Origin of the sequence: Blautia glucerasea (assembly GCF_013304385.1) — a bacterium.
In the GTDB taxonomy this organism is placed as follows: Bacteria; Bacillota; Clostridia; order Lachnospirales; family Lachnospiraceae; genus Blautia_A; species Blautia_A ammoniilytica.
On the sequence record NZ_JAAITU010000050.1, the window covers coordinates 1 to 25,706 of the forward strand.

38 protein-coding genes and 1 pseudogene are annotated in these 25,706 nt (G+C 41.3%); 32 read left to right on the forward strand and 7 right to left on the reverse strand.

All coding sequences use genetic code 11. The features are described 5' to 3' along the window. Positions 1-142: 142 nt before the first annotated feature. Complete coding sequence (locus G5B11_RS15605; RefSeq protein ID WP_021950633.1) at positions 143-475, reverse strand: helix-turn-helix domain-containing protein; 333 nt, start codon at positions 473-475, stop codon at positions 143-145. A 143-nt stretch (positions 476-618) separates the two neighbouring features. Between G5B11_RS15605 and G5B11_RS15610 the strand changes: the two genes are divergently transcribed. The 14 genes from G5B11_RS15610 (at position 619) to G5B11_RS15675 (ending at position 8,427) form a co-directional block, all read left to right on the forward strand. Beyond that, positions 619-1,092 (forward strand): SLOG family protein, encoded by a 474-nt coding sequence (locus G5B11_RS15610; RefSeq protein ID WP_015518001.1) that lies wholly within the window; start codon positions 619-621, stop codon positions 1,090-1,092. 122 nt (positions 1,093-1,214) lie between these two features. Continuing rightward, positions 1,215-1,418 (forward strand): helix-turn-helix transcriptional regulator, encoded by a 204-nt coding sequence (locus G5B11_RS15615; RefSeq protein ID WP_173729002.1) that lies wholly within the window; start codon positions 1,215-1,217, stop codon positions 1,416-1,418. After that, positions 1,415-1,834, forward strand: coding sequence for a hypothetical protein (locus tag G5B11_RS15620; RefSeq protein ID WP_173729003.1), 420 nt, complete (start codon positions 1,415-1,417; stop codon positions 1,832-1,834). Before G5B11_RS15615 ends, G5B11_RS15620 begins: the two co-directional genes overlap by 4 nt. Before the next feature lie 11 nt (positions 1,835-1,845). Beyond that, positions 1,846-2,556 (forward strand): ABC transporter ATP-binding protein, encoded by a 711-nt coding sequence (locus G5B11_RS15625; RefSeq protein WP_055056837.1) that lies wholly within the window; start codon positions 1,846-1,848, stop codon positions 2,554-2,556. Beyond that, positions 2,549-4,126, forward strand: a complete 1,578-nt coding sequence (locus tag G5B11_RS15630; protein ID WP_173729004.1) for a hypothetical protein — start codon at positions 2,549-2,551, stop codon at positions 4,124-4,126. Before G5B11_RS15625 ends, G5B11_RS15630 begins: the two co-directional genes overlap by 8 nt. 51 nt (positions 4,127-4,177) lie before the next feature. After that, on the forward strand, positions 4,178-4,372 hold the full coding sequence (locus G5B11_RS15635; RefSeq protein ID WP_173729005.1) for a nucleic acid-binding protein: 195 nt from the start codon (positions 4,178-4,180) through the stop codon (positions 4,370-4,372). 133 nt (positions 4,373-4,505) lie between these two features. After that, the gene (locus tag G5B11_RS15640) at positions 4,506-4,844 is read left to right on the forward strand and encodes a hypothetical protein (protein ID WP_173729006.1); all 339 of its coding nucleotides are present in this window, start codon (positions 4,506-4,508) and stop codon (positions 4,842-4,844) included. A 28-nt stretch (positions 4,845-4,872) separates the two neighbouring features. Then, complete coding sequence (locus G5B11_RS15645) at positions 4,873-5,520, forward strand: flavin reductase family protein (RefSeq protein ID WP_173729021.1); 648 nt, start codon at positions 4,873-4,875, stop codon at positions 5,518-5,520. A gap of 18 nt (positions 5,521-5,538) precedes the next feature. Then, the gene (locus G5B11_RS15650; RefSeq protein ID WP_015518008.1) at positions 5,539-5,934 is read left to right on the forward strand and encodes an SRPBCC family protein; all 396 of its coding nucleotides are present in this window, start codon (positions 5,539-5,541) and stop codon (positions 5,932-5,934) included. A 28-nt stretch (positions 5,935-5,962) separates the two neighbouring features. Further along, a complete protein-coding gene (locus tag G5B11_RS15655; protein ID WP_015518009.1) occupies positions 5,963-6,145 on the forward strand; it encodes a DUF4177 domain-containing protein in 183 nt (60 codons plus the stop codon). 21 nt (positions 6,146-6,166) lie between these two features. After that, positions 6,167-6,499: a DUF3795 domain-containing protein gene (locus G5B11_RS15660; RefSeq protein WP_173729007.1), complete on the forward strand. Its 333-nt coding sequence runs from the start codon at positions 6,167-6,169 to the stop codon at positions 6,497-6,499. Positions 6,500-6,540: 41 nt separating this feature from the next. Further along, on the forward strand, positions 6,541-7,119 hold the full coding sequence (locus tag G5B11_RS15665; RefSeq protein ID WP_173729008.1) for a HEAT repeat domain-containing protein: 579 nt from the start codon (positions 6,541-6,543) through the stop codon (positions 7,117-7,119). Positions 7,120-7,155: 36 nt separating this feature from the next. After that, a complete protein-coding gene (locus G5B11_RS15670) occupies positions 7,156-7,791 on the forward strand; it encodes a GyrI-like domain-containing protein (RefSeq protein WP_173729009.1) in 636 nt (211 codons plus the stop codon). 12 nt (positions 7,792-7,803) lie between these two features. Beyond that, the gene (locus G5B11_RS15675; RefSeq protein ID WP_173729010.1) at positions 7,804-8,427 is read left to right on the forward strand and encodes a CatA-like O-acetyltransferase, family 2; all 624 of its coding nucleotides are present in this window, start codon (positions 7,804-7,806) and stop codon (positions 8,425-8,427) included. Positions 8,428-8,469: 42 nt separating this feature from the next. Here the strand turns inward: G5B11_RS15675 and G5B11_RS15680 are convergent, their stop codons facing one another. After that, the gene (locus tag G5B11_RS15680) at positions 8,470-9,876 is read right to left on the reverse strand and encodes a sensor histidine kinase (protein WP_055194903.1); all 1,407 of its coding nucleotides are present in this window, start codon (positions 9,874-9,876) and stop codon (positions 8,470-8,472) included. Between the two features lies 1 nt (position 9,877). Further along, positions 9,878-10,582, reverse strand: a complete 705-nt coding sequence (locus tag G5B11_RS15685; protein ID WP_055194901.1) for a response regulator transcription factor — start codon at positions 10,580-10,582, stop codon at positions 9,878-9,880. A gap of 150 nt (positions 10,583-10,732) precedes the next feature. Between G5B11_RS15685 and G5B11_RS15690 the strand changes: the two genes are divergently transcribed. Genes G5B11_RS15690 through G5B11_RS15710 form a run of 5 tightly spaced genes read left to right on the forward strand, consistent with a single transcriptional unit; the run spans position 10,733 to position 13,751 of the window. Then, positions 10,733-11,488 (forward strand): ABC transporter ATP-binding protein, encoded by a 756-nt coding sequence (locus G5B11_RS15690; RefSeq protein WP_055056850.1) that lies wholly within the window; start codon positions 10,733-10,735, stop codon positions 11,486-11,488. Continuing rightward, positions 11,485-12,210: an ABC transporter permease gene (locus G5B11_RS15695; protein WP_173729011.1), complete on the forward strand. Its 726-nt coding sequence runs from the start codon at positions 11,485-11,487 to the stop codon at positions 12,208-12,210. Before G5B11_RS15690 ends, G5B11_RS15695 begins: the two co-directional genes overlap by 4 nt. Further along, positions 12,207-12,977, forward strand: coding sequence for an ABC transporter permease (locus G5B11_RS15700; protein ID WP_055056852.1), 771 nt, complete (start codon positions 12,207-12,209; stop codon positions 12,975-12,977). The genes G5B11_RS15695 and G5B11_RS15700 overlap by 4 nt, the downstream gene beginning before the upstream one ends. A gap of 5 nt (positions 12,978-12,982) precedes the next feature. Beyond that, entirely contained in the window at positions 12,983-13,270 is a 288-nt protein-coding gene (locus tag G5B11_RS15705; protein ID WP_055056853.1) for a hypothetical protein, read from the forward strand. Positions 13,271-13,274: 4 nt separating this feature from the next. Next, positions 13,275-13,751, forward strand: a complete 477-nt coding sequence (locus G5B11_RS15710) for a hypothetical protein (RefSeq protein ID WP_055161991.1) — start codon at positions 13,275-13,277, stop codon at positions 13,749-13,751. Between the two features lie 298 nt (positions 13,752-14,049). Here G5B11_RS15710 and G5B11_RS15715 read toward each other — a convergent pair whose 3' ends face one another. The 3 genes from G5B11_RS15715 to G5B11_RS15725 form a co-directional block, all read right to left on the reverse strand. After that, positions 14,050-15,054, reverse strand: a complete 1,005-nt coding sequence (locus G5B11_RS15715; RefSeq protein WP_055056866.1) for a PDDEXK nuclease domain-containing protein — start codon at positions 15,052-15,054, stop codon at positions 14,050-14,052. A 25-nt stretch (positions 15,055-15,079) separates the two neighbouring features. Beyond that, the gene (locus G5B11_RS15720; protein WP_055056867.1) at positions 15,080-15,595 is read right to left on the reverse strand and encodes an ImmA/IrrE family metallo-endopeptidase; all 516 of its coding nucleotides are present in this window, start codon (positions 15,593-15,595) and stop codon (positions 15,080-15,082) included. Between the two features lie 75 nt (positions 15,596-15,670). Beyond that, on the reverse strand, positions 15,671-16,075 hold the full coding sequence (locus G5B11_RS15725) for a helix-turn-helix domain-containing protein (RefSeq protein WP_173729012.1): 405 nt from the start codon (positions 16,073-16,075) through the stop codon (positions 15,671-15,673). A gap of 213 nt (positions 16,076-16,288) precedes the next feature. Between G5B11_RS15725 and G5B11_RS15730 the strand changes: the two genes are divergently transcribed. The 10 genes and pseudogenes from G5B11_RS15730 (at position 16,289) to G5B11_RS15775 (ending at position 22,038) form a co-directional block, all read left to right on the forward strand. Then, positions 16,289-16,855 (forward strand): hypothetical protein, encoded by a 567-nt coding sequence (locus tag G5B11_RS15730; RefSeq protein WP_197049427.1) that lies wholly within the window; start codon positions 16,289-16,291, stop codon positions 16,853-16,855. A gap of 484 nt (positions 16,856-17,339) precedes the next feature. Beyond that, positions 17,340-17,924: a sigma factor-like helix-turn-helix DNA-binding protein gene (locus G5B11_RS15735; RefSeq protein WP_173729013.1), complete on the forward strand. Its 585-nt coding sequence runs from the start codon at positions 17,340-17,342 to the stop codon at positions 17,922-17,924. Positions 17,925-18,033: 109 nt separating this feature from the next. Beyond that, positions 18,034-18,585 carry a type II toxin-antitoxin system PemK/MazF family toxin gene (locus G5B11_RS15740; protein WP_155219530.1) on the forward strand — a complete coding sequence of 184 codons (552 nt, stop codon included), beginning with the start codon at positions 18,034-18,036 and terminating at the stop codon, positions 18,583-18,585. 2 nt (positions 18,586-18,587) lie between these two features. After that, positions 18,588-18,809 (forward strand): excisionase, encoded by a 222-nt coding sequence (locus tag G5B11_RS15745; protein ID WP_173729014.1) that lies wholly within the window; start codon positions 18,588-18,590, stop codon positions 18,807-18,809. Positions 18,810-18,906: 97 nt separating this feature from the next. Next, positions 18,907-19,128, forward strand: a complete 222-nt coding sequence (locus G5B11_RS15750; RefSeq protein ID WP_015518029.1) for an excisionase — start codon at positions 18,907-18,909, stop codon at positions 19,126-19,128. Positions 19,129-19,143: 15 nt separating this feature from the next. Next, on the forward strand, positions 19,144-19,380 hold the full coding sequence (locus G5B11_RS15755) for an excisionase (protein ID WP_015518030.1): 237 nt from the start codon (positions 19,144-19,146) through the stop codon (positions 19,378-19,380). A 10-nt stretch (positions 19,381-19,390) separates the two neighbouring features. Beyond that, the gene (locus G5B11_RS15760) at positions 19,391-19,630 is read left to right on the forward strand and encodes an excisionase (RefSeq protein WP_015518031.1); all 240 of its coding nucleotides are present in this window, start codon (positions 19,391-19,393) and stop codon (positions 19,628-19,630) included. 14 nt (positions 19,631-19,644) lie between these two features. After that, positions 19,645-20,901 carry a tyrosine-type recombinase/integrase gene (locus G5B11_RS15765; RefSeq protein ID WP_173729015.1) on the forward strand — a complete coding sequence of 419 codons (1,257 nt, stop codon included), beginning with the start codon at positions 19,645-19,647 and terminating at the stop codon, positions 20,899-20,901. 166 nt (positions 20,902-21,067) lie between these two features. Continuing rightward, positions 21,068-21,541: pseudogene (locus tag G5B11_RS15770) on the forward strand (hypothetical protein); the annotation flags it as partial. 227 nt (positions 21,542-21,768) lie between these two features. Beyond that, on the forward strand, positions 21,769-22,038 hold the full coding sequence (locus G5B11_RS15775; protein WP_173729017.1) for a hypothetical protein: 270 nt from the start codon (positions 21,769-21,771) through the stop codon (positions 22,036-22,038). Between the two features lie 46 nt (positions 22,039-22,084). Here G5B11_RS15775 and G5B11_RS15780 read toward each other — a convergent pair whose 3' ends face one another. After that, positions 22,085-22,390 carry a helix-turn-helix domain-containing protein gene (locus tag G5B11_RS15780; RefSeq protein ID WP_173729018.1) on the reverse strand — a complete coding sequence of 102 codons (306 nt, stop codon included), beginning with the start codon at positions 22,388-22,390 and terminating at the stop codon, positions 22,085-22,087. Positions 22,391-22,505: 115 nt separating this feature from the next. On the opposite strand from G5B11_RS15780, the gene G5B11_RS15785 reads away from it, so the two are divergent. The 3 genes from G5B11_RS15785 to G5B11_RS15795 are packed head-to-tail and all read left to right on the forward strand — an operon-like array spanning position 22,506 to position 25,496. Continuing rightward, positions 22,506-24,080: a hypothetical protein gene (locus G5B11_RS15785; RefSeq protein WP_173729019.1), complete on the forward strand. Its 1,575-nt coding sequence runs from the start codon at positions 22,506-22,508 to the stop codon at positions 24,078-24,080. Positions 24,081-24,098: 18 nt separating this feature from the next. Further along, the gene (locus G5B11_RS15790; RefSeq protein ID WP_173729023.1) at positions 24,099-25,307 is read left to right on the forward strand and encodes a hypothetical protein; all 1,209 of its coding nucleotides are present in this window, start codon (positions 24,099-24,101) and stop codon (positions 25,305-25,307) included. A 15-nt stretch (positions 25,308-25,322) separates the two neighbouring features. Beyond that, positions 25,323-25,496, forward strand: coding sequence for a cystinosin-like protein (locus tag G5B11_RS15795; RefSeq protein ID WP_173729020.1), 174 nt, complete (start codon positions 25,323-25,325; stop codon positions 25,494-25,496). Positions 25,497-25,706: the final 210 nt, after the last annotated feature.

Below are 25,706 nucleotides of genomic sequence, written 5' to 3' on the forward strand. Positions count from 1 at the left end.
CATCATAAAAAACACCGCCCTTCTGATATTTATTATATCAGAAAAGCGGTTCCAACAATAGCAAAACCCTGCAAAAGCAGGGCTTTGTCTACAGTCTGTACGGTGCTACCCACTTGGGTAACACCGTATATTTTTTCCGCTTTTATTGATTTTTATATTTATCCATTTCAACTAACATCTTATATAGATGTTCTTGCTCGGATTTACTTTTTGCTGCGACCAGCTCGTAACATTTCATAGGATAGCTGTCGGTGCTGCTTTCGCCTATCTTCTCAAAAAGCTGAGCAAGCGAGACATTCATAGCTGAAGCAATCTTTTCGATACTTTCAAGAGTGGCGTTCTTTTCCCCTCGTTCCACTTGCCCGATATAAGTAGGGTGGCAACCGGATAACTCAGCAAGCTTCTCTTGGCTCAATCCCTTATCAATTCTATAATTGCGGACACGCTGTCCGATTGTTTTTGCAATTTCACTCATAGTTCCAGCCTCCATTCATAGTCTATAAATATTGTTTCCGTAGTTCCACAGACTATTGATATTTATTGTTGACTTTGATATACTATGAGTATTATAATTAGATTTTTTGTGCTTTTAGGCTTTGAACTGGCTGGTGAACTTTAATGAGGGGAAAAACGGCTTGCTTTACCGGACATAGAAAAATACCGCCGGAGAGCATACCGGAACTCTCTCAGCGGTTAAAAAACACCTTGCTTCGACTGATAGAAGAAGGATATATGTACTTTGGCGCAGGCGGAGCATTGGGCTTTGATACGCTGGCTGCTCAATGCGTTTTATCCTTGAGAAAGCGATATTCGCATATCAAGCTGATTTTAGTCCTTCCATGTACCACACAGACAAAAGGCTGGAGCAAAGATGATATAGCGGTTTATGAGGAGATCAAAAGTCAGGCGGATAAGGTAGTATATACTTCTCACGACTATTTTCGGGGCTGTATGTTCAAAAGAAACCGCCATTTGGTAAATGGCAGCAGCGTCTGCATAGCCTATTTAACACAGGAGAAAGGCGGGACTGCATATACGGTAAATTATGCTCGGCAAAACAATGTGCAAGTGATAAACTTAGCTGCTCAATAGATGTGAAGAATGGGAAGATTGAAAAAAGTTCATCTCCGAATGGAAAGTATACTTGACATTTGCGCCCTCTTTGCTATAATAGAGATATGGAAAGCTGGCTTTCCATAGAAAGGAGGCGCACCGTGAAAAACCGTTTAGAGGAAATCCGGAAAGAACGGGGAATCAAGCAGGAAGAACTGGCTGCCGCACTGGAAGTATCCCGGCAGACCATCGGCTCGTTGGAAAACGGACGATACAATCCTTCAATTACATTGGCGTTTAAGCTTGCACGGTATTTTAATATGAGCATTGAAGATATTTTCATTTACGAGGAGGGAAAGCAATGAAGAAGAAAACCGGAATATATCTTGTAATCGGCATAGTCGGCATTGCTTTGGCTCTGAGCGCAAGGTTTCTTTTACAGGACTGTTTGAGCGATTCGCAAAGCGGCGCAATGATCGGCATAGGTGCCGGATTGTTCGGCTATGGGATTGCGAAATGGTGCGTCGCTCTGTGGGGCGCAAAAAATCCCGATTTGATGAAAATCAATGAGATTGAAGAAAAAGATGAGCGCAATCAGCTCATTCGCAGCAAAGCGCAGGCAATATCCGGAGAGATACTGCACTGGCTGCTGATGGCAGGTGCTTGGGTATGTATTTTTTTCGACGCACCCATATGGACTGTTCTTACTCTTGTAGGCGCTTTCCTGCTGAAAACAATCCTTGACTTTATTTTGATGGCATATTACCAGCATAAGATGTGACGGAGGATATTATGAAATTTGTGATTGAACACTTGTCAAAGAGCTTTGAGAAAAAGGAAGTTCTCAGAGATATTGATTTTACTTTTGATGAAGGGAAAATTTATGGGCTGCTCGGCAGAAACGGCGCTGGAAAAACAACGCTGTTTAACTGTTTGAACAGGGATTTGAAGGCGGACAGCGGCAATTTCTATATAGAAGATGAAAACGGCGTCCGCCGTGAGGTGTCCGCAGAGGACATCGGATATGTACTCTCTACCCCGACCGTGCCGGAGTTTCTTACAGGCAGGGAGTTTTTGAAATTCTTTATGGACATCAACGAGAAGTCTATCAAAAATCCGAAAAGCATTGACGAGTATTTCGATTATATGAGTATTGAGCCGGAGGACAGGGATAAACTGCTCAAGGACTACTCCCACGGTATGAAAAACAAAATGCAAATGCTCATCAATATCATCGCTCAGCCGAATATCCTGCTGCTCGACGAGCCTTTGACATCCCTTGATGTGGTTGTGGCGGAAGAAATGAAACAACTGCTCCGTTCACTGAAACAAGACCGCATTACCATTTTCTCCACTCATATTATGGATTTGGCGCTTGACCTCTGCGATGAGATTGTGCTGCTTAATCACGGCGAACTGGAGGTCGTGGAGAAAACCGATCTGGACAGCAGGGAATTTAAGGATAAAATCATTGCGGCACTCAGGGAGGAAGGAAATGAATAAGACGCTTAAAATATCTTTTTCCCTGAAAAATACATACCGTGTCAACGGTGTCTTGTTTTCCTTAAAGCAGATACCGCTCGTAAAGCGGCTGCTTCCGGCAACGCTGTATCAGGTAAAGGGGCTGAAAATCTTTGCAAACATTTTGTCCGTGCTGTGGGAAATCGTTTCTGTATTCCTCGGCAAGTTCCTTTACTTTATCACGATGGTATGCGGTATCGGTATCCTTTATAACGGACTGCCGGAGAATGAGGTGTTCCTGCATATCCTGCTGATTCTCACGGTAATCGGCAGCTTTGTAAACACACACCTTTTCAATCCGACAAAGGATAAATATTATGCGATGATCCTGATGAAAATGGACGCACGAGAATATACGCTTGTAAACTATTTCTACTCCATCCTGAAGGTCGTTGTGGGCTTTTTGCCCTTTACGATTCTGTTCGGTATGGACAGAGGCGTACCTTTGTGGTTTTGTCTGCTCCTGCCCCTTTGCATAGCGGGTATGAAGCTGTTTGCGGCGGCTGTTACCCTGTGGGATTATGAGAAAAGGGGATTTGGCTACAACGAAAATAAGCTGTCCAAATATGTGTGGTGCTGTATCGCCCTGCTTTTAGCCGCAGCCTATGCTCCGCCCGCCTTTGGTTTTGCTTTGCCTGCGGTCGTACCAATGGTTATATTTTTAGCGTGTATTCCCCTTGGTATGGCAAGTATCACAAGGCTCACTACCTTCCGTGATTATTACGCAATCAACAAGGAATTATTAGCCGGATTGACCAATCAGATGGACAGCACGGCACAGACAAAGCTTATCAAACAGGCAAATGAAAAGAAAATATCCGCAGATACTTCCATTAGCAGCAACCGCAAGGGCTTCGAGTATCTGAATGAGCTGTTTATCAAAAGGCATAAAAAGATACTCTGGAACTCGACAAAGAAGATTTCCTATGTGTGCGCTTTCCTTGTCGCCGCCGTGCTGGCAGGCGTCTATCTGCTGCCCGAAGAAAAAACCGTCATTAACGAAATCGTGATGACTTGGCTTCCGTACTTTGTATTTATAATGTACGCTATCAACCGTGGCACGAACTTTACACAGGCGCTTTTTATGAACTGCGATCACAGCCTGCTGACCTATTCGTTTTATAAGCAGCCAAGCTTTATCCTGCGGCTGTTTCAGATTCGCCTGCGTGAGATTATGAAAATCAACGCTGTTCCGGCGCTCGTGATCGGTATCGGACTGGCGCTGATCCTGTTTGCCACCGGAGGGACGGACAATCCGCTGAACTATGTAGTGCTGGTTGTTTCCATCCTGTGTATGAGCCTGTTTTTCTCGATTCATTACCTGACGATTTACTATCTGCTCCAGCCTTACAATGCAGGGACGGAGCTGAAAAGCGGCACATATCGGATTGTTTTGTCAGTAACCTATGTCGTCTGTTTTGCTCTTATGCGGCTGCGTATGCCGATTATGATATTTGGAATAATGACGATTGTTTTCTGTGTGCTTTACAGTATTGTCGCCAGCATTTTGGTATACCGCTTTGCGCCGAAAACCTTTAGGCTGAGAACATAACGGGGCGGTTTTACCGCCGGAAATCCATAAAAAGAAACGGAGGATTTATTTATGAGAAAGTGTCTCAGATGTGGAACGGAAATGAAAGAAAACTGCGCCATCAAGGTAGAAGGCGCAGGATACGGAATTGTAATGTCATCGGACGAAAATAAGCTGTTCGGCGGCAGAATCGGCAAGCCGAAGGTAGCAATCTGTCCCAAGTGCGGCGAAGTCTCCATCTATGTGGAAGATGTAGAGAAGCTGTGACGGTAAATGGAGGCGGTATGAAATGAAAAAGATTTTATCTGTGTTTTTGATGTCATTCATCGTATTCGCTCTCTCTGCTTGCAATGCTGATGTCGTGAAGATGGAAGATTATGAGTGGAAAATGAGAACGGTTATGAGCAATGATACGGAAGCTGCCCAATATCAGGATGAACTCGTGGTTGCCGTAGGAGAAGCTGACGAGCTGTATCCTGACGCTGAAATCGTGGATATGACTTTGACTGCTAAAGATGGAGAAATCACGATAACGGATACCACAAACGGCAAGACATATAACGGCACTTATGAGGTAATGCAGAAAACGCCGAAGGGAACGGACTATGAGATTATCATTGATGGAGTGACCGGCTATGCTACCGTAGCTCCTACGGAATACTATGATGGCTCAGAGATTCCAACACTACCAATCAATATAGATGGCTATTCCTTATACTTTATCCCAAATGAGTCGTAATCTACTCAGGTTAGAGAAAGGCATAATGATGAAGATCGAGATTGAAAAGGATTTTCCCCAGTATTTTAAGCCAGCCTATCCGGAAGAATTTGAGCTGTTCTCTCACTTTGAAGTAACAGCAGGAATACCGACCGTTCTCTTTGCTGTCACGACTTGGAAAGAGAACGGGAAACCGAATGTGTGCTTTCATTCGTGGAGCTGCTTTCACGGAGATAAGACCGCTTTTTTCGCTGTGATGGGCAACCTGTATCAGCATACCCACACCTATGCCAATATCCAAAGAGAAAAATGCTTTTGCATTAATTTTCTCCCGATAAGCTGTTATGACAGGTTGGTAAATACCATTCATCAGAATGAATGGGACGATGACGAATTTGCAGCAGGAGGCTTTACTGTTTCCAACGCCAAAACCATTCACGCACCTGTAATCAATGAAGCGTTTCTCACGATGGAATGTACCCTGAAAGATATACAGGATTTAAGCGGTGCAGGTATTACGGCTATGGTCATCGGACAGGTACAGCACATCTCTGTGGAAGAAGCGTATGCACAAGGGTATGAATTAAGATATGGCAAGGACGGATTTATGCTGCTCGTGCCTGCGCCGCAAGACCTTGTTACCGGAGAGCCAAATCAGTCGGCGATTGCCACCGTGCATATTGAGAAATACGACTGATTTAAGGAGAGAGCAAAAATGGCGGTTTCAAATATAAAAGCGCTGATCCCCGGCGAACTTCAAAAAGTGTGGGAGCTGGTGTTGAATACGGAGAATTACGCTGCTTGGAGAAGCGACTTGAGTAAAACAGAAGCGATAAGCGACAAGCAATTTATCGAATATACCAAAAACGGCTACCCTACGACCTTTACCGTGACGCTTGTTAAGCCATACAGACGATGGGAATTTGATATGGAAAACAGCAATATGACAGGTCATTGGACTGGCATTTTCACTGCCAAAGGCGATGAAACAGAGATAGATTTTACGGAACAAGTGAAAGCGAAGAAATGGCTGCTGAAGCCTTTTGTGAAATCGTATTTGAGAAAGCAGCAGACACAGTTTGTTGCGGATATAATGAAAAATTTTTCATAAAGACTTATATATAGGAAGGCGGTTTGTTATGAAGAAGTATGAGTATATGACAGTTGATTTAAGCGCAGAGCCATCATTTAATGTTCATATTAAGCTGGATCGGTATATTGAGAAGCTCAATGAATATGGAAAACAGGGCTGGCGTTTGATTTCCGGAACTGATGACTGGAAGTATTCGATCTTTGAGCGTGAAATTGATGATGAAGAATAAAAGACAGGAGGCGTATAACCTATGAAAGATATGATCGGATACTGCGGATTGGACTGCGAAAAATGCGACGCATACACAGCAACCATCAATGACGATCAGGTTTTGCGGGAGAAAACGGCGAAACTGTGGGCAGAGTTAAACAACGCCCCCATTCTGCCGGAACATATTAACTGCGAGGGCTGCCGTATGAACGGAGCGAAAACGGTATTTTGCGATAGTCTGTGTGGGATTCGGAAGTGTGCGTTAAATAAAGGCGTTTCCACTTGCGGCGACTGTCCGAAATTAGAAAACTGCCCGACTGTTGGAGCGATCCTCGAAAACAATCCGGTGGCTTTGGAGAATTTGAAAGGATAGAATACATAGAGTATCAAATTAGAATTTGTGGTGATGAGGAAATGACAGAAGAAACTAAATTAAGAATAATGAATGAACTGCAACAGCATGGATATGCCATAAACAATATCAATGATTTGTTTAATATATCTCATAAAGATAGAAAACTTATTCCTTATTTATTAGAATTGCTCGACTACTTATCTGATGAAAGAGATAAAGAATTTGTTGTACGTTGTTTAGGGGTAAAGGGATTTACAGAAGCAATACCGAAGTTGTTAACAGAGTTTAAAAGTGCAAAGAATAATTATTACCGTTGGGCGATTGCAAATTCAATCAATATTATACACAGTATGACAATAGAAAAAGAGCTGATCGAGTTGTCATCAAGCAAAAAATATGGTACTGGACGGCAAATGTTAGTGCTTTCTTTGGGAGAATATAAGTCGGATTTATCATTAAACTGTTTGGTCAGTCTCTTAAATGACGAAGAAGTAAGAGGTCACGCTTTACAGGCATTAGGAAAATGCGGAAATCCTGAAGTATTATCAGATATTGAAATGTACTGTAATTCTGAGAATAATTGGATAAAGAAGGTAGCAATCAATGCAGCTAAAAAAATCAAAAGAAAATATCTATAAATCCTAAGTTGTCGAGCTTGAAAAGGAGCGAATGAAATGGCTTTTGACTACAAGAAAGAATATAAAGAATTTTATATGCCGAAGAACAAGCCCGGTATTATAGAGATTCCGAAAATGAACTACATCGCAGTCCGGGGAAAAGGCAATCCCAATGAGGAAAACGGGGAATATAAAAGCTCCATCGGCTTGTTATATGGAATTGCCTTTACCATAAAGATGAGCTACAAGGGAACTCATAAGATCGAGGGCTTCTTTGAGTATGTCGTGCCGCCCCTTGAAGGGCTTTGGTGGCAAGAAAACACACAGGGACTTGATTACGCCAGAAAAGAAGATATGCACTTTATCTCTATGATCCGACTGCCAGATTTCGTAACGAAGGAAGATTTTGAGTGGGCAGTTCAGGAAGCAACAAAAAAGAAAAAGCAGGATTTTTCTAAAGTTGAGTTTTTCCCCTATGACGAGGGGTTATGCGTTCAGTGTATGCACATCGGCTCGTATGACGCTGAGCCAGCCACCGTTGATTTAATGCACGACTATATGAAAGCAAATGGGTACGAACTGGATATTACGGATACAAGATACCATCACGAAATCTATCTGAGCGATCCGAGAAAATGTGATGTGAGCAGACTGAAAACGGTCGTGCGCCACCCGATCCGGAAAGCGGAGTAATCGGAGGTTAGTATGCCAAAAGAAGTCGAGCCCAAAAATACGACAAGGGCTGCGGCGTATGCGCTTTGGATGAAAGCGCCCAATCCAATGGTCACTTTTTTCAAGACCTTTGATGTGACCAATCTGATCAAGGTCAGCAGGAAAAGAAATCTGAAATTTAATATGTTGCTCGATTACTGTATCGGCAGAGCTGCCGCAGGGGTAAAGGAATTTTACATCCTTCCGGTTGGCGATAAGCTCATACAGTATGACACCATAGCAGTCAATACCATCGTGAAAAACAAAGAGGGCGAAGTCAGCTCCTGCGACCTTTCCTATAAAGCCGAGTTAAATCAATTCAACGAGGAGTATCTGAAATATACGACACAGGTCGCCGCAAGGTGTCAGGACAGGGACTTATCCGAAAACAGTATGGTCATCGGCACTTCCGCCATCATAGATACGGAAATCGACGGAGCTGTTGGTATGAACAGCGGCATTTTCAACAATCCCTTTATTATTTGGGGCAGATACAAAAAGAAATGGCTTCGGTATTACCTGTCTCTCTCTTTCCAGTTCCATCACACGCAGATGGACGGCGCTCACGCAGGCACATTTTTGAAGAACTTGCAAGATGAAATCAATCTGCTGAAGTAAAAAACCGTAGGGCTTTCATTGAAGCTCTACGGTTTTTAACATTTATTGAGTATGACTATCCTTTGGAATAGGGAAAGAAATTGTAACGGCAAATCCACCTTGTTTGCCGTGATCGAAAGACACTGTACCATTATGGGCGGAAACGATCTGTCCGACAATCAAAAGCCCTAAGCCGTGCCGTGGCTCGGTTGTCCCGCTGTCACTCATCATATAGTGGGGCGTAGTCCTGAGTTTCTCTAACTTTTCATCGGTAACGCCGACGCCGTTATCTTCTACGACGATTTTATATTCTGTATCGCTTTTTCGGACGCATACTGAAATCGTACAGCCATCAGGATTGTGCGTTTGAGAATTTGTAATCAGATTTCCGATTGCCCGCCGCAACAACTCTTTATCTCCATTTATGACACAGGCAGTCAATGCTTCATCTGTATTCCATTCTATCGGATACTTTTCTTCCATATCTAAATTGATAAAGTCAACAACGCTTTGTCTTGCGATTGCTACGAGATTGACAGGCTCTGGATGGATCGGCTGCATATTATATTCTAACTTCGAGGCAAGATTCAGGTCATTGATGAGATTTTTCATTTTTGTACTTTGCTGACGGATAATCCGTGCCTTTTTCCTTTCGCTTTCCGGCAGGCTTTCATTGTCCTCAATCTGTCCGGCATATCCCATTACCATAGAAAGTGGTGTGCGAATATCGTGAGAGACTCCGGAAATCCAGTTTGCTCTTGCTGTTTCCTTTCTTTGCAGGTTTCGCTTCTGTTTTTGGAGAATATCCGATGTTTGATTGATTTTAGCGGCAAGGTCGGATAAAAGTCCTTTTTCCTTGACATAAACAGGCTCACCTGAAGGTAGCGCCTGTATGCCGTTTGTAATCGGTTTAACGGATTTCAGCAGCTTGGAATTGGCGATCATATAAATCAGGAAAATCAAAAAAACATTCACACCGATTACAATCAGGACAGTATACGGGGCGTTTTTGATGAAATCATAATCCCAACTCGGAGACATATGTTTCCAATATCGGTCTTTCGGATAGCCGACAACGACCAATCCATTTTCGCATTCTCCCGTATAGGTCGGGTATCCATCAATATATCCTCGTGTCAGACTTGCAATGTCGGAGATCGTATAGTGCAGAGGAACGGTATCCGGCAGATTTTCCGTGTGCCATTTTACCTCTAATGTGTCATTATCTATATAGATTGCCCACGCATTCTCCCCGCTTAACCGCTCCGTCATATCGCCGGATAAGATATATCCCGTTTCTGTTTTCTGTAAAGCTTCAGCAGTTTCTTTTGCAGTCGTCCACGGTCTGCCATTTGCCGTTTGACTTGCGGAAATAGCAGCAAGAATAATAATGTTAAGGACGATGACCAAGACTGTGCTTAACAGCAATATGCCTACAAACCGCCGAATGAGTTTCGTAATATCTTTCATATCATTTCCCCGTTAATACTAACTTGTAGCCTAAGCCTTTTACCGTAATGAGGGATACCGGCTTTGACGGGTTAGCTTCAATTTTTTCTCGGATTCTGCGGATATGCGCCATCAGCGAGTTTTCATATCCGTATGGATTATCTCCCCACGCAGCTTCGCAGAGCTGATCGATGGTTACAATTCTTCCCGCATTGCGGTAGAGCGCCAGCAGTATATCGTGTTCTTTTGCAGTCAGCGGGAAATGTTTATTTTCTTTTATCACTTCGGCACGGTCAAAGTCAATTTGGCTTCCGGCAAGTTGGACGATAGGATCTTCGCCTTTGTAGTACCGCCGCAGAATGATTCCGATACGCAGGGATAATTCTTTTGGCAGGAACGGCTTTACCATATAATCATCTGCACCAAGTCCCAATCCTTTCAGCTTGTCCTCATCTTCTCCACGGGCAGTTAAAAAGAGAACTGGGACTTCGGTAAAAGTCCGCATTTGTTCAAACAGAGAAAAGCCGTTCCCATCGGGCAGCATTACATCGAGAATGGCAAGATCAGGCTCCCAATCCCTGCATATTTTCAGAGCTTCGGCTACTGTTCCAGCAGTCTTGATTGTTTTGAAACCGTCCTGCTCTAAAATAGATGTTACCATTTCACGCAGATCAGCCTCATCATCTACGATGAGGATTTTTTTGTATTTTAAGTAATCATAGTCCATAATGCAATTCTCCTTTTTCTATATTATAGCATATCATTCCTGCATTTTCGCAGTGCAGTTCAAATGTAAGGTAAATGTAAGGTAGCCAGAAGGTTGACACAAGGTTGCGCCTTTATACTAAAGACAACAAAGGAAAGGAGATTTCACAATATGAATATAATCGAAACTCAAAATCTGACGAAAACCTACGGCGATTTCACGGCAGTATCCCATCTGAATCTCCATATTCGCAAAGGAAGCGTTTATGGATTTTTAGGTCCGAACGGGGCGGGAAAATCCACAACGATGAAAATGTTTCTCGGTTTGACGCAGCCGACAGAAGGAAGCTTTCATATTGACGGAAAAACATACCCTTCAGACCGAGTTCCCATTTTGAAGGAAGTTGGTTCATTTATTGAAGCACCCGCCTTTTACGGGAATCTGAGCGGAGAGGAAAACCTTGAAATTATACGGAAAATTCTTGGGCTTCCAAAAAGCTGTGTCGATGACGCTCTGGAGCTTGTCGGCTTAACTGAATTTAGAAAAAGACTGGCAAAAAAATACTCTCTTGGTATGAAGCAGCGTTTAGGTTTAGCAGGCGCATTGATCGGCAGACCGCCGATCCTGATTCTCGACGAGCCGACCAATGGGCTCGATCCGGTGGGTATTCACGAGATACGCACCCTGATTCGTTCCCTGCCGCAGAAATATGACTGCACGGTATTGGTTTCTTCTCACTTGCTTCCTGAAGTAGAACTTATGGCTGACGATATTGGTATTCTGAATCACGGTCATCTGCTGTTTGAAGGAACAAAGGAAGAATTGAAAACAAACGCTCGTGCCGCCGGATTCCCGACGGATAATCTGGAAGATACTTTCCTTGCTATGATTGATGAAGATAATCGCAGGAGAGGAGGTACGGTATGAGTCTCTTAATAGAATCCAAAAAGCTGAAGCGCACAGGCTATCTTCCTGCTTTTTTGGCAGGTGGCTTTCTTGCAGCAGCTTTTCCGGTTGTCTATATGATGGTAAAAGCAGAGGAAATGACTGCACTCGCAGGCAATCCGATTAACATACTGATGTCTGCGAACTGGCAGATGATGGCGATGTTGAATATTCTCATTTCCATTTGCGGCGCTTGTATGATGTACCACACGGAATATGCCGATAACGGTATGCAGAAAATGTCGGTGCTGCCCATTCGTCAAGGTAGTATGTTCTTTGGAAAATTTCTAATTGCCGCTTTGGTATTATCCGCAATGGTGGTCATAGAAATGGCAGTCTTAGTCGGCTGTGCAAAGTATTGGTTTCCAAGTTATGTGTTTGACCTGACCGAAATATTGAAAACCGCAGGTTTCCAAATTATAGTTACGCTGCCGACCGTAATGCTTATGCTGGTTATTGCGTCTGCCTGTAAGAATATGTGGGTATCCCTCGGTATTGGCGTGATTTTAGTATTTACGCTTTCCATTCTTCCGCAGGATAATATTGTGCTGAGCCTGTTTCCGTTTGCTTCCCCGTATCAAATGCTCTCTGCGGCAGTGGAAAATAGCCGTACCACCTTATTTTTAGCTGTTTGCGGGATTGAAACGGTCGTGTTCGGTATTACCGAAGTCCTTTATCTGAAAGTAAGGAGGTGCTTTGAATGAATTTCTTATCATTAGTCGGAGTGGAACTCAAAAAAATCCGCCGCTCTAAAATCTTATTGATCTTGCTAATCCCTGTCATTATGATGTGGATTCCGAGCATTATCAATGCGGATATGAACTTCGACCTGAGAGGAATCCCGATTACGCCGGAAAACAACTTTTTCATTCAGGGCTTTATGGGTATGGTTTGGTTTATGATCCCGGCGTCGCTGGTCATCTGTACGGTACTGCTGAATCAAACGGAACGCTCCAATAAAGGAATTTTGAAAATGCTGTCCCTGCCGATTAGCACAACGAAACTATGTCTTGCTAAATTCACAGTCCTGATTTTGTTGGCGGCATTTCAGATGGTTATGTCCATTGGAGCGTACTATATCTGTGCGGCAATCGTTACCCATACGCAGGATTATAACTTTATCCTTGAGCCATTATATGTCTGCAAAAATGTATGCAGTATCTATGCCGCTGCAATTCCAATGGCTGCTGTATACCTTGCGGTTTCCACTTTAATTCAATCTCCCATTTTTTCGGTCGGTATCGGTCTGGCTTCGATTGTACCTTCCGTGCTTATGATAAACACAAAAATATGGTTTGCCTACCCGATGAGCTATCCGTTCTATCTGATAATGGTGGCGTATGGGAGAGCTGCTGAAGGTGTTTATGAAACACAAATCGCTTGGCTTCCGTGGCTGCCTGTTGCAGTCGGAATCACTATTTTGGCACTTGTCGTATCCTGTATGCGATACGGCGCATCTGAAAGGAGATAACTACAATGAAAAACAAAATTTTAACTGCGATTTCTACCATTATGCTCTTTGTCCCATGGACGATCCTGCCACTGCGTACCTTTGATTGGGCGCTGGAATCCCCGGTAGCGGAGATTATGGTTTACAGTTACGCCGCCTTTATGATTTTTTCAGGTATCTTTTCCATTCTCAGCTATACCAAAGGAAAAGTAAAATCCAAACTTATGCAGGTATGTGTCGTGATTAACAGTATTTATGCGGTTGGCGCAATCGCAATTATCGGTATGAATATTGTAACGAGGATTGGCGGGTGATGATATGAAAAAAATAAAAATTCTGATTGCCGTTTTGCTTTCCTTATGTTTGGCTTTTGCTGTTACAGGGTGCAGCGGCGACAACCTGAAAGATAGTGTTATAAACGGCTTTAATGATATGCTCCAGCATTTCAGCAAATATGCCCTTACGGACGAAAAAGATTTGCAGGGCGATAAGACCAAAGGGGAAGATACCTATACCGGCTCCTATACAGCAGATTATGAGGATTTCAATGATAAAGAATACATCTTTGGAGGTACTGCGTTAGAACGGGATAAAGGAAGTGAGCTTACTGTAACTTACGAGTTGACGGTTGATTCCGGCACGGCGAAGCTTTACTGGCTTGATAAGGGTGAGGAAAAAATGATTGCCGATACAAGTAAAAACGGAACATATTCCGTTACCCTTGACGAAGGCGACAACTATCTTACTTTAGAAGGCAATGATTTTTGCGGCTCATTGCAGGTGGTTGTGGAATGATTGCAAAAGCAAGAACAAATCCGCTAAATCTTTGTGCTATGCCTAATACTTTGGAATGTTCGATAAACCGCTAATTCACTCTTGTTCAGATAAAGCAGAGCTGGATTTAATTCGCCATCTACTTTGCCATTGTCGCCATTTCACTCGCCATTTAATTTGCCATTCCGTATTGTCGCATTGAGCATAAAAGCGTTATCAATTTTATTTCCCCATTTTTTAGCATAACATTGAGTAGTGAAAAGAATGAAAACCGCAGGACTTCGATATATAGCTCTGCGGCTTTCAGCTTTTCGATATTTTAGTCTCTTTTGATATGCTTTTGTATATCTTCCACAGACGGGAGCTGTTTGCTCAAAGCTTCAGGAAGCTCACTTGTAACTTTGTATTCGCTGACACCGATTGGCTTTGACATATCTTTTAAGGCATATTCAGCGACTAATGCGTTTTTGCTTTTGCACAGCAACAGACCGATAGAAGGATTGTCATTATCCTTTTTCAAAATCCCGTCAACGGCTGAGAGATAAAAGTTAAGCTGTCCAGCATATTCCGGCTTAAATTCTCCGGTTTTCAGCTCAATCACAACATAGCAGCGAAGATTAAGGTTGTAGAACAGAAGATCAATGTAAAAATCATCGCCGCCGACATTGAGATGATATTGATTGCCGAGAAACGCAAATCCCGTTCCCAACTCTAAAAGCAGCTTCGTTACATCCTGAACAAGAGCCTGCTCTATATCCCGTTCTACCATATCTTCCTTGAAAGGGATAAAATCAAAAATGTATGGATCTTTCATTGTTTGTACGGCAAGCTCACTCTGCGGCGAAGCAAGTCGACTTTCAAAGTTTGAAATCTTATCAGCAATAGCCTGCCGTTCATATAAGCCGCTTTCAATCTGATGAATCAAGACATTATGCGACCAGCCATTTTCTGCGGTCTTTCGTATATACCACTCTCTTTGCTTTTCTCCTTTAACCTTATCCAAAATTGCAACATTGTGCGACCACGGAATTTGTGCAGACACCGTCTGCACAAATTGCTCATCAGGATAAGTGCTTGCAAATTTTGACATATATTTAAGGTTGCGAACAGAATAGCCCTTTGCGTTCGGGAACGAGAGCTTAATATCAGCCGCCAGATTTTCAATAAATTTATTGCCCCAAGATTTATGCTCGTTTATGATTTTTCCGATATTGTAATACAGCATAATCAGCTCTTTATTTACACTTAAAGTAGCTTTGTACTGCGCCTGCTGAATTTCCTGTTTGATAGTTTGCACCAAATCAAGATACTCGTTATTATTCATCAACATCTTTATACCCTCCAGTTATCTATTTCAAAAATTGATTGCGATATTCCTGATGACGGAAACGATAGCCCTGTGCGATCAGCGTATCCGTTTTCAATGCGACCAAGTTTATGTCCGAGTGCATTGCCCGTGCGATCTGTTGAATATCATACCCGTTTTCGATATATTCCAGTATTTCATCATCAGGCAGGGAGATTTGGGAAGCAAAGATGTTTGCCTCGTACTCCATTCGGCTTTGCCGCATATCGAAAATATTAAATTCCTTGAAGCCGCCAGCTTTGACCGCTTCTTCTCTATGTAATGCGTCGTGTCCAATCTCGTGCAGCATTACAATACGCTCCATTACAGGGTGCAGATCGTCTTTTATGAAGATAAAACGGTTACGCATTAAAACCTTGTATGCCCCTCGCTGTTTCTTGAAGGCTAATGGGATAACTTCTATGCCCAGTTCTTGTGCGATTCTATGCGGATCTCTTGTGCAAAGGTCATTTGCCAGCCGATTCGCCTTTCTGACAATCTCTAAAGTCTGAATATCCAAGAGCAAACACCCCCATTCTACTGCCAGTAAGTATATCTTATCAAATACACTGTCCGAAAAAGAGGACATCAAGCGTTATTTCCGGTATTTTTTGGGAGTGTACTTTTTATTCTTCTCTTTGGCGATCCAGTACGCTTCCTGAATGCCTTTCATCATCTCGTCCAAATCCTCATCTGCAAGCTCGCCGCCTGCAAAAAGCCCCGTAACCTCTGCCATAAGCTTCTTTGCCTGTCTTGCGCCTTTGCTTCCGTATTTGGATTCAGCGTTCAGCAGAAATTCCTCGTCATCGGTAAGCAGATAGTTGACATCGACCTTCAGGACTTCCGCCATCTTATAATAGGTTTCCCTCTTTTTCGGGTAGCGGGTGCCAGCCTCATAATTCGATATTGTCCGCAGAGAAACGCCGATTGCTTTTGCAAACTCATCTTGCTTTAAGCCTGCCTTCGTGCGGGCTTCTTTTACTTTCTCACAGAATTTCATTTCATCTGACCTCCAAATTATCCCACCTGATTTGAAAATATCTTGCGTATCCATATTGACAAGCGCAAGTTAATTTCGTATAATGTCAATACGCAAGTAAGTTGCGTATATATAATACCTGAACTTGCGTGTTTTGTCAAGGGAGTCCAGCAAATTAGCTTGAACTTTTATCTACCAACAAATGATACCCGTTTTAAGGATTGAGGCGAACAGATGGGACGGAAAGATACACTCGCTGCGAAAAGCATTCGGAAAATGTATGAGCAGCTTAATTTGAATCAATCAGATATATTCTCGAAAACAAAACTGCTTCTCAGCGTATACCGTGATGTGGTCTGGATTACGCTGAGCGAATCTGCCTGTGTGAATGAGGAGCTGGTCTATTACGGAGAAGAACTGAACAGCGCCCTTGTTTATTTGGAGCTGTTTGCGCCGGATACCGAGAAGCAGGAGTTTGAGAGCCGTATCAGCGCCTTGTTTGAAAACAAGTGGATGGTTGATCTGATTGATACCGCTATGGCGAAAATATATGGCTACCATAACAACGGCAGGCTGTACCACGAAATCATATCAAAAAGCTACCTGACAGCGTTTCGGTATACGGAGAGCGACCTGCTCGATCTCTTGAATATGGAGCGCAGTACCTTTTACGACCGGAAACGGGAAGCAATTTTGCTTCTCGGCGTATCCCTGTGGGGATATGCGATTCCGAGCTTCAAAGGAATCTTTAATATGAAGGGAGCTGATGAAAGCGACGATATTCCCGATTTTTTCAAATAAAGGCTTGTCCGACTAAAGTCCGACGAAATCCCTACTGAATGTCCGACCTTGCGTATGCTACACTGTGTATGCTGCCCGAAGAACGGCTTTCGTTTATGGAACGAGGCTGAAAACAAAATGGCAGAAAATTGGCGCAGTTTTGCCGATGATACGAAAAAGCAAATCTGTTACAATTAGTATGCCTAAAGCTTTGAGAATTTTTCTTGATTTTCAAATGCTGGTTGAATATCTTTTAGGCGGCAATACAGCAGCTTAGGCAAAACGAATTGAATAGTGTTTTGAAAAAGCAGTTATAGCTTTCAGGCGTTAGCTTGAATGTTATAGCTGCTTTTTTTGTGCAGCCCTTTTCGCTTTTGTCAAGCGGAAAGGGAGCTTTATGTCTATCACAGTATGGCAGGCATTTATATGTAGGTATCCGTGATCTCCGGAGTTTTTGATTTCGACCTTGTATATCAAAAATTCCAAATTTAAGGAGATTACGGAAATGAAAAAACTTACAGTAAACGAGCAGGAAGAATTATTTGCACAGGATTGTAAACTCATCAACCTTCGGTATGAGTATAGTGGTTTCACTGGAACGGAAAAATGGGCAATTATAACGGAGCTGTCCGAAGAAGCATTGTGGGATAAGTACCCTGATGTCATCAGCAGGTATACGCCTTTTATACTTCTGTCAATGGCACAGGGAGAAGTGATTAGTGAATCACATAGAAATAATGATAAATATGAAAAGCGCAGCAAAAGGACGATAGATGTATACGGTTATGAAGATGATATTTTTGAGCAGTTCCATCCGAAATCTATCGCCCCATTTATTGATCCGTTTGATAAAGCGGAGGAGGAACAGATCGAGGAAGAAAAAGAAAAGCTGCGGCAGTTAGAACTTTCTAAGGTAAGACAAGCGTTAAGTATGCTCCAACCTGTTCAAAGGGAGCGCCTTCTTAAATCCGTTTTGCTTGGGATTAGTTCAAGGAAAATTGCAAAAGAGGAAGGCATAAATTATAGCTCCGTAGATAAGTCAATCGCTGCCGCAATAAAAAATTTCAAAAAATTTTATGAAAACCTCTGATTTTGGGTGTGCATTTCGCACCCCTTTGTCCAAATGAGTGAAGGGGTATTTCTATTCCGGATATGAAATGCGCTTTCAAAACTCAATGAACAGAGAGGTTATACATAAAATGAAGAAAACAGAAATCAGGCGTGGAGATATATTTTCCTACGATTTCGGCACAAGAATCGGCTCTATCCAATCAGGTGTAAGACCTGTGCTGGTAATTCAGGCAGACAATTTCAATGCGAATGCGCCTACTGTTATTGTTGCGTCCATTACGAGTGTAATAAAAAAGAGGTATTTGCCGTCCCACATTATTTTAGGCGAGGATTTTGGTCTGACGAAGCCTTCAATGGTGTTGCTTGAGCAAATACAGACTGTGAATAAAGATGATTTGACAGAGTATATTGGCTTTGTTGATGATGAGCGCCTTTGGAGACAGATTAACGCAGCCTTGAAAAAAACATTCGGTCTATGGCTTTACAACACTGACAGGATCGGCGACATTCGCTGCCTGTGTCCTAAATGCTTAAACGACTATTTTCGCAATCCGAACTATGTTGTCAGACGCCTTGATCCTTTCGCTAAAAGTAAAGGCACTTGTGATAAGTGCAATGATAGAGGTTGGGATTATATCGTTTATGACAAACGCACCTCTTTCAAAGGGAAAGGGGTATAGGGATGTCGCAAAACAGGGAAAGGAAACGGAAGTTTGACATTCCTATATGGTGTAAGGCAAATCTGACGATTGAAGAAGCCGCAGCCTATTCCGGTATTGGAATGGCGAAACTTTATGAGATGACAGAAAGTGAGGATTGCCCATTTGTCTTATGGATAGGTAGCCGGAGAATGATTAAGCGAAAAGTTTTTGATGAGTATATAGAGCGGCAATACTCAATTTAATGAAAAAGTCAAGCCTGCGATGAGCCGATTCGCATAATTGGCTTATCGCAGGACATTGGCTATGCTGTAACTACCAAAAGCAAGGAGGTACAGCAATATGCTCAACAAAAAGAACGATCCGGATATGTCGAGAGTCCCGTTGTGGAAGAAAATGAATTTAACGGTGGAAGAAGCCGCCGAATACTCAGGAATAGGCGTATCTAAAATTAAAGAAATTTCAAATCAAAAAAACTGTCCCTTTGTCCTATGGAATGGAACAAAGCGGTTGATTAAAAGAAAACAATTCGAGGATTATCTCGAAACACAATATTCCGTCTGAGAGGAGGACAAGCTAATGGATAATAAACTGACTGAAACAGGCAGTTCCAACAGGCGTGTAGCTGCTGTTCCAATTTGGGTAAAACCTTATTTGACGATAGAAGAAGCGGCAGAGTATACGGGAATAGGCAGGGATAAGCTTTATGAAATGACGAGCCTTGCCGATTGTCCGTTTGTGCTGTGGGTAGGCAATCGGAGAATGATTAAGCGCAGGATTTTTGATGAATACATTGAGCAAATGTATTCAATATGATGGAGGTTGTATGGACGAAAAAATTTTAGCTTACAGAAGTGAACTCCAAAAGAGGTCGGAAAACACACCGTTTTGGACGAAAACGATTTTAACCGTTGAAGAAGCTGCCGCATACACCGGAATCGGAAGGGCAAAAATCCGCCAAATCATTTCACAAGGGAATTGTCCTTTCACGGTAAATAACGGCACACAAATCTGTGTGATCCGAGAAGCGTTCATTGATTATCTTGATAAGCAGTTTCGCATATAGGAGGAGAGAGAATTATGCCGAGAACAAAAAGAAAAGACAAGTCGAGAGCCGTGCTTCGGACAGGCGAATCGCAAAGGGCTGACGGAACTTATCAATTCCGGTGGACTGACAGTAATCATAAGAGGTTTTGCGTATATGCCAAGACGCTTGATGAATTGCGCTATAAGGAAGAACAGATTAAAAAGGATAAGAGCGATGGCATTAAAACCGAAGCCCGATATACGACGGTCAACGAGGTCTATGAGCTTTGGAAGGAGCTGAAGCGAGGGCTGAAGAACAACACCTTTGAGAATTATAAATATATGTATGAAACCTTTGTCCGTCATCAAATAGGCTCAAAGACAGTTTCATCGTTGAAAAAAACAGACATAAAGAGGTTTTATAATTACCTTACAGACGAGCGTCAGTTAAAGCCTTCGACCATTGACAGTATCCATACGGTTTTACATCAGATTTTGGATATGGCTGTTGACGATGATTACATAAGGAATAATCCGTCAGATAATGTACTTAGAGAGTTGAAGCAAGCACATTGCTTTAAGACAGAAAAGCGCAGAGCTTTAACCCGTCCCGAACAGGAGTTGCTTTTAAGCTATTTGAAAAATACTCCCGCCGCACAATATTGGTATCCAATCTTTGCGGTTTTGGTAGGAACAGGGCTTCGAGTCGGAGAACTTACCGGATTAAGATGGTGTGATGTCGATCTGGAGAACGGTGTTATTGATGTAAATCATACTTTGGTTTACTATGACCACCGCACCGATGGAAGCAAAAAAGGCTGCTATTTTAATGTCAATACGCCGAAAACTCCGGCTGGAAAGAGAAAAGTGCCAATGCTCAGTTTTGTGAAAGAGGCAATTATAATGGAAAAGGAAAGGCAGGAGCTGCTCGATCTTCATTGTATCGCTACCATTGACGGATACACAGATTTTATCTTTATCAATCGCTTCGGAAATCCGCAACATCAGGGAACGCTCAATAAAGCAATCCGCCGTATAATCCGTGACTGTAACGATGAGCAGTTTTTGAAAAACGAAAATCCCGAAGTGCTGCTTCCGCATTTTAGCTGCCATTCATTAAGACATACATTTACAACGAGAATGTGCGAAGCTGGAGTCAATGTCAAGGTCATTCAAGACACGCTTGGTCATAAGGATATTTCAACAACGCTTAATATCTATACCGATGTGACGAAGGAGCTTAGGCAGTCCGAATTTGAAGGTCTTGACTCATATTTCAAAAGCGAGTATAATAAAGTGTCAGACGAGTAAGAAATATTTCGGAGACGATGAAAAAAGCTTCTACACCATTTACACCAATTTATACTCCAATCCCTCGAAAAATAGCACGAATTTATAGGGATATAGCGATTCAGGCAGAAACCCCGTTTAGACCTTTTATGAGATATGAGTAGGTTTAGGAGAGATTGAAAAGATGGTTGCTTTCGTCCCGACAATGAAGTCTCTTGGTGGAGACAAAACAGAGTCAAAGTCAAAAAATGACACTCCTGCAGTACCTGTAGCAGAGGAAAAAATTGATTTTTCCAAGGTACAGATTGAGCCGCTGTTCACTGATTTCGTAGACTTTGATACTTTCAGTAAGTCAGATTTCAGAGCTGTTAAGGTTAAAGAGTGTGTTGCAGTTCCGAAGAGCAAAAAGCTCCTTCAGTTTACACTGGACGATGGAACAGGCACAGACCGCACCATTTTAAGCGGAATCCACGCATTCTACGAGCCGGAAGAACTGGTTGGCAAGACATTGATTGCAATCACAAACCTGCCGCCGAGAGCTATGATGGGAATTGAATCTTGCGGAATGCTCCTCAGTGCAATCCATGAGGAAGAAGGAGAAGAGAAACTTCATCTTCTTATGGTTGATAATCATATTCCGGCAGGTGCTAAACTGTATTAATAAAAGAATATCAAAAAATAACACTATGCTTTGTACCAATTTTCGAGAGTTTGTACCAATTTTGTACCAATCATTCGGAGATTTTTGAAGAAGTATGGTAAGATATGTGAATGGAAGAGACTGGAATGAGAAGTTCTGGTCTCTTTTTTCGTCTATTAAGGCTGCATAGTACATACAAAATCTATAGGCAGATAAGCCGGAAGAGAAAGGGGAAAAGAGAATCATTTATGATTCGGAACATTATGGACAGTATGATAAGAAAATTATATAGCATGGAGCTGGAAGAACAGGACGGGAGCAGTCGGCAGGATGAGGAAATGTTATTGGAAATCAAACATCTTTTGGAAAAGAATAAAGCTTCTATTTGTGTTGAGGCTGTGAATGGACGTAAGGGGGATGACCTGGCATTTGCACTTGCAGAGCTTGGAGAAGAAATTGGGTTTGAGAAAGGCTTTAAGTGTGCATTTCGGCTCTTTATGGAATGTAAAAAGGAATAAATAATATATCAACAAAAGGCTATGCGTGGGGAGTACGCATAGCCTTTTAAAGAGTTTTTATAAATTCGATCAATGCAAGCTGTTGTTCTTCTGTGAGGGCTGTGGATGCCTCAAGTAACTGTCGCTGCGTGCCGGTGAGGACATAAGGCTCTTCGTTTTCAGAAAAGAACTGTGAGAGGGTAATCCCGAAAGCATTACATATTTTTTCGAGGGAAGGAATAGATGGTACCAGATCTTTCCGATACCAGGAAGAAATGGTGGATTGGGTCAGACCGGATTTTGTAGCAAGCTGGTATTCTGTCCAGCCTTTTTGATTGCGATAGTTTGTAATTCTATCAAGTACAGGAACCAATGTATCACCAACTTTCTAAATTTATATCGTTAATTTTATACGAAAAAACGTTGCGAATTAATATTTATTATCGTATAATTTTAACTAATAAAAGAACTATGGGAGGAGAAATGGTATGGAAGGGAATGCATATGAGATAGAACTGTTTGGAAAAAAACTGATATACAGTGAGGGTAAACTACGCGATATTAAGTTGCATTTTTTTATGGATGATTTATACGAGCTGATAAAAATGCAAGTTGGTCAATTATTTGATAATGCAGGGGATTTCAATGGTTTACTATATACGACTAATGAGGATATTACTGAAGTATATGTAACAATGTATGATGTGACAATTCAGTACATAGAAAAGAATGTATTGAAGGGTGTTGAAGCTAAGGAGATATTTCTTACTCCAGGCGAAGAACCTCTTCGGAAAAAATATAAGCATTGGAATCAAGAAATAAGGCAACGAGAAAATGAAGCCAAAAGAAAAATGGAAGAAGATGGCATACCTTATGATGAACAAATGCACAGGTTTGGGGAGTATGCACAGCGAGAATTTGAAGATATGAGGTATGTATATGTATTGGGTGTAATTAATGACATAGTCAGTCTAAGATCTCACATAGAAGATTTATTTAGGCAAAAGCATGTACCTATAGAAATAATTACGGATAAAGATCAAGATGAAGCAGTTGAAATGTTTACATATCTTCGTGCTAATCCCAATCTGGAAAATAAAGCTGGTTATGTTTTAAGAATATTGAATTCGTGTCCAGTGCTTAAAAATTTTCCGGCGTATGTAATGAAAGAGTTTCCAGATCAGCTAGATAAGCTATTACAATTATTTACATTTATAGGAGCAAGTGTGCCTGAAAGTGTAATAGAGGATGCTTTAAACAGTTTATACGAAAAACTTCCGCATGATACAGAAGCGCAAACACTAAAAATTAAAAAAATATTGGATAATGTGCAAAATATAAAAGATATACAGGGGAACGTGATTGTTGGGAAAATTAATAAGTTATTGGTTCAGTTTGATCTGCAAGCAAAATCATTTCAAGGTATTCAATATCCGACTAGAGAAGCGCGAAAGAAAGCAGAAGATGATTACAATATTTTAGCTGGAAAATACCAGGAAATTAATAGTATGAATGAAGGGCAATGTAATAGTGCAAGAGAGTGGATTATATCTCAGTCGTTTGATTCTCATATTGCTCAAATGTTTCTTTTGAAAATGGATAATAGAATACAACAAATTTGGAAAATAGAAGATTCAGAAAAATTTTCTGTCCTGTTTCAGAACGTAGATATTCATAGTGAAGAATCTAAAAATCAAGCAATTAAAATTATAGGCTTAATAGGAAAATCCGTTGATAAAAACAGGTACATAGATGCAATTAAGGGGATGAATGCTGAAAATATTTCTATGTTTCAGCAGTATGAAAGGTGGAAAAAGAAATCTATTTTTCAAAAATATGGAATCGCATGGGGAATTGTGGGGTTAGGCTCTTTTGTCCTTATGAATTCACAAATTGGATTCCTGGGAATTATTGTTGGATGTATTATACTTTTTTTTCAACAAAGAGAAACAAAGAAATTGCAAGCAATATGGAACTTGTTGACGGTAGACGGAACAATCATACATAAGCAGCTATTAGAAAAAGCAAAGGATGATGAGAAAAAACTAACAAGTGAAAAATAAAGTAGAGGTGGGAATGCAATGGTTAAGTCATTATTTTGGATCTGGTTGTTGCTTACGATAATTGGATTAGTTTGTAATCATAAAAACGTAAAGCTTGAGACATTTGTACAGGACATTAAAAAGTGTTTTAAATATAGTCCGGTTTCTTCAACAATTATTGTGGTAATTATTGTAATAGTAATCAGTATCTGCAATCAGAAGTTGTTTGGAAATAAAGAAACATCAGCGGAAAATAAAGAAAGTCCTGTGGTGTCCGAGGAACAGGCTATGCAAAATGCAGATAGCATGGCTGCGGTTGAAGATAACACGGATGAATATGATAACACGGATGAATATGATGACACAGATGAATATGACGAAGCAGATGAAAATGGATATAATTCGCCGATATGGTCAACTGATTATTTGCTTTGGTATTTAAAAGAGTATGATTTTTGTGAAATTAAGAATCTAGTAGAGGTTGCAGTGGAGTTCTGGAATCAGAAGGCTGAACTAGAAACAAGTAATGAGCCAGTACCCGTAAAGTTAAATAGTAAAGTATTTTCTGCTGATTATTATTCGCTTACCTCTGAAAGGACAAATTATGTATACGTAGGAGACATGGAGGATAATAAGCCTTCGGGATTCGGAGTCTTAAGTCTTATGTTTGAGGATGAAGGATGCTACAGACCAATTTATTGCGGCAATTTTAAGAATGGAAGGTTCGATGGAACAGGAATAAAGATGCAAGATTACAATACTAATTTAATATTCAACGTTACTAATGTAATAGAAATGGGAATGTTGCCAACAGATGATGTTAATGATTATGTAGAATCTGTTTCCTATATTGGTAACTTTTCAAAAGGAGAACAAGATGGTTTTGGGATATTTATAAAATATCCGGACTTGGATGCGTATTTGAATTTTTTACCGGGAGGAACATCGGAATTAGCAGATCTGTACCTTGCTAATTCAGGTATAGAACTTAGAATAGGAACGAATAAAAAAGGAGTGTTTCAAGGTAAGGACTGTTATATTTACAGTAATAAATATTTACTTTATGAAGGGGAGGTAAAGGATGGGAAAATGAATGGAGATGGAACTGAATACTATCCAAGCAGTGACCAGATTAAGTATGAAGGGCATTTCCGAAAAGGTAAATATGATGGTAAAGGTGTTATGTATGATGAGAATGGGAAAATCATATATGATGGCAAGTGGAAAAACGGCGATTACGCAAGCTAAAAGGAGGTAGAAAATATGTTAATTATTCTTTACGTTATCTTAGGTTATTGGGCAACTGGTAAAACTATTTATGCAAACAAAGTTATGATTGGAAGTTGGGGTTCTATTTTTTTAACTAGATTTGCGTTTGGATTTTTCTTAGGCTGGATTCTTATTCCGTGGGCGCTTATAAAGTGTATTTTCCATTGAATGTATAAAGACTATAGTTCTATATCGGAAAAGTGAAATTTTTGGCTATAAAGTTGCTTATTCCACCGATAAAAAAGTGAAAATCCAAGAATAAGGAGGACTTTAACATGAAGAAAAGTGCAAAAAGAGCTTTAATTATTGTATTGGCTATGATGTGCATATTGCGAAGCTAAACGGCCGGATTTGCGGAGCAAAACGGCCGCATTCCGT

What these genes read in the sequence shown, in the direction of transcription:
- G5B11_RS15605 (WP_021950633.1), bottom strand. Translation starts at nt 475, where the DNA reads ATGAGTGAAATTGCAAAAACAATCGGACAGCGTGTCCGCAATTATAGA.
- G5B11_RS15610 (WP_015518001.1), top strand. Translation starts at nt 619, where the DNA reads ATGAGGGGAAAAACGGCTTGCTTTACCGGACATAGAAAAATACCGCCG.
- G5B11_RS15620 (WP_173729003.1), top strand. Translation starts at nt 1,415, where the DNA reads ATGAAGAAGAAAACCGGAATATATCTTGTAATCGGCATAGTCGGCATT.
- G5B11_RS15625 (WP_055056837.1), top strand. Translation starts at nt 1,846, where the DNA reads ATGAAATTTGTGATTGAACACTTGTCAAAGAGCTTTGAGAAAAAGGAA.
- G5B11_RS15630 (WP_173729004.1), top strand. Translation starts at nt 2,549, where the DNA reads ATGAATAAGACGCTTAAAATATCTTTTTCCCTGAAAAATACATACCGT.
- G5B11_RS15635 (WP_173729005.1), top strand. Translation starts at nt 4,178, where the DNA reads ATGAGAAAGTGTCTCAGATGTGGAACGGAAATGAAAGAAAACTGCGCC.
- G5B11_RS15640 (WP_173729006.1), top strand. Translation starts at nt 4,506, where the DNA reads ATGAGCAATGATACGGAAGCTGCCCAATATCAGGATGAACTCGTGGTT.
- G5B11_RS15645 (WP_173729021.1), top strand. Translation starts at nt 4,873, where the DNA reads ATGAAGATCGAGATTGAAAAGGATTTTCCCCAGTATTTTAAGCCAGCC.
- G5B11_RS15650 (WP_015518008.1), top strand. Translation starts at nt 5,539, where the DNA reads ATGGCGGTTTCAAATATAAAAGCGCTGATCCCCGGCGAACTTCAAAAA.
- G5B11_RS15655 (WP_015518009.1), top strand. Translation starts at nt 5,963, where the DNA reads ATGAAGAAGTATGAGTATATGACAGTTGATTTAAGCGCAGAGCCATCA.
- G5B11_RS15660 (WP_173729007.1), top strand. Translation starts at nt 6,167, where the DNA reads ATGAAAGATATGATCGGATACTGCGGATTGGACTGCGAAAAATGCGAC.
- G5B11_RS15665 (WP_173729008.1), top strand. Translation starts at nt 6,541, where the DNA reads ATGACAGAAGAAACTAAATTAAGAATAATGAATGAACTGCAACAGCAT.
- G5B11_RS15670 (WP_173729009.1), top strand. Translation starts at nt 7,156, where the DNA reads ATGGCTTTTGACTACAAGAAAGAATATAAAGAATTTTATATGCCGAAG.
- G5B11_RS15675 (WP_173729010.1), top strand. Translation starts at nt 7,804, where the DNA reads ATGCCAAAAGAAGTCGAGCCCAAAAATACGACAAGGGCTGCGGCGTAT.
- G5B11_RS15680 (WP_055194903.1), bottom strand. Translation starts at nt 9,876, where the DNA reads ATGAAAGATATTACGAAACTCATTCGGCGGTTTGTAGGCATATTGCTG.
- G5B11_RS15685 (WP_055194901.1), bottom strand. Translation starts at nt 10,582, where the DNA reads ATGGACTATGATTACTTAAAATACAAAAAAATCCTCATCGTAGATGAT.
- G5B11_RS15690 (WP_055056850.1), top strand. Translation starts at nt 10,733, where the DNA reads ATGAATATAATCGAAACTCAAAATCTGACGAAAACCTACGGCGATTTC.
- G5B11_RS15695 (WP_173729011.1), top strand. Translation starts at nt 11,485, where the DNA reads ATGAGTCTCTTAATAGAATCCAAAAAGCTGAAGCGCACAGGCTATCTT.
- G5B11_RS15700 (WP_055056852.1), top strand. Translation starts at nt 12,207, where the DNA reads ATGAATTTCTTATCATTAGTCGGAGTGGAACTCAAAAAAATCCGCCGC.
- G5B11_RS15705 (WP_055056853.1), top strand. Translation starts at nt 12,983, where the DNA reads ATGAAAAACAAAATTTTAACTGCGATTTCTACCATTATGCTCTTTGTC.
- G5B11_RS15710 (WP_055161991.1), top strand. Translation starts at nt 13,275, where the DNA reads ATGAAAAAAATAAAAATTCTGATTGCCGTTTTGCTTTCCTTATGTTTG.
- G5B11_RS15715 (WP_055056866.1), bottom strand. Translation starts at nt 15,054, where the DNA reads ATGAATAATAACGAGTATCTTGATTTGGTGCAAACTATCAAACAGGAA.
- G5B11_RS15725 (WP_173729012.1), bottom strand. Translation starts at nt 16,075, where the DNA reads ATGAAATTCTGTGAGAAAGTAAAAGAAGCCCGCACGAAGGCAGGCTTA.
- G5B11_RS15730 (WP_197049427.1), top strand. Translation starts at nt 16,289, where the DNA reads ATGGGACGGAAAGATACACTCGCTGCGAAAAGCATTCGGAAAATGTAT.
- G5B11_RS15735 (WP_173729013.1), top strand. Translation starts at nt 17,340, where the DNA reads ATGAAAAAACTTACAGTAAACGAGCAGGAAGAATTATTTGCACAGGAT.
- G5B11_RS15740 (WP_155219530.1), top strand. Translation starts at nt 18,034, where the DNA reads ATGAAGAAAACAGAAATCAGGCGTGGAGATATATTTTCCTACGATTTC.
- G5B11_RS15745 (WP_173729014.1), top strand. Translation starts at nt 18,588, where the DNA reads ATGTCGCAAAACAGGGAAAGGAAACGGAAGTTTGACATTCCTATATGG.
- G5B11_RS15750 (WP_015518029.1), top strand. Translation starts at nt 18,907, where the DNA reads ATGCTCAACAAAAAGAACGATCCGGATATGTCGAGAGTCCCGTTGTGG.
- G5B11_RS15755 (WP_015518030.1), top strand. Translation starts at nt 19,144, where the DNA reads ATGGATAATAAACTGACTGAAACAGGCAGTTCCAACAGGCGTGTAGCT.
- G5B11_RS15760 (WP_015518031.1), top strand. Translation starts at nt 19,391, where the DNA reads ATGGACGAAAAAATTTTAGCTTACAGAAGTGAACTCCAAAAGAGGTCG.
- G5B11_RS15765 (WP_173729015.1), top strand. Translation starts at nt 19,645, where the DNA reads ATGCCGAGAACAAAAAGAAAAGACAAGTCGAGAGCCGTGCTTCGGACA.
- G5B11_RS15775 (WP_173729017.1), top strand. Translation starts at nt 21,769, where the DNA reads ATGATTCGGAACATTATGGACAGTATGATAAGAAAATTATATAGCATG.
- G5B11_RS15785 (WP_173729019.1), top strand. Translation starts at nt 22,506, where the DNA reads ATGGAAGGGAATGCATATGAGATAGAACTGTTTGGAAAAAAACTGATA.
- G5B11_RS15790 (WP_173729023.1), top strand. Translation starts at nt 24,099, where the DNA reads ATGGTTAAGTCATTATTTTGGATCTGGTTGTTGCTTACGATAATTGGA.
- G5B11_RS15795 (WP_173729020.1), top strand. Translation starts at nt 25,323, where the DNA reads ATGTTAATTATTCTTTACGTTATCTTAGGTTATTGGGCAACTGGTAAA.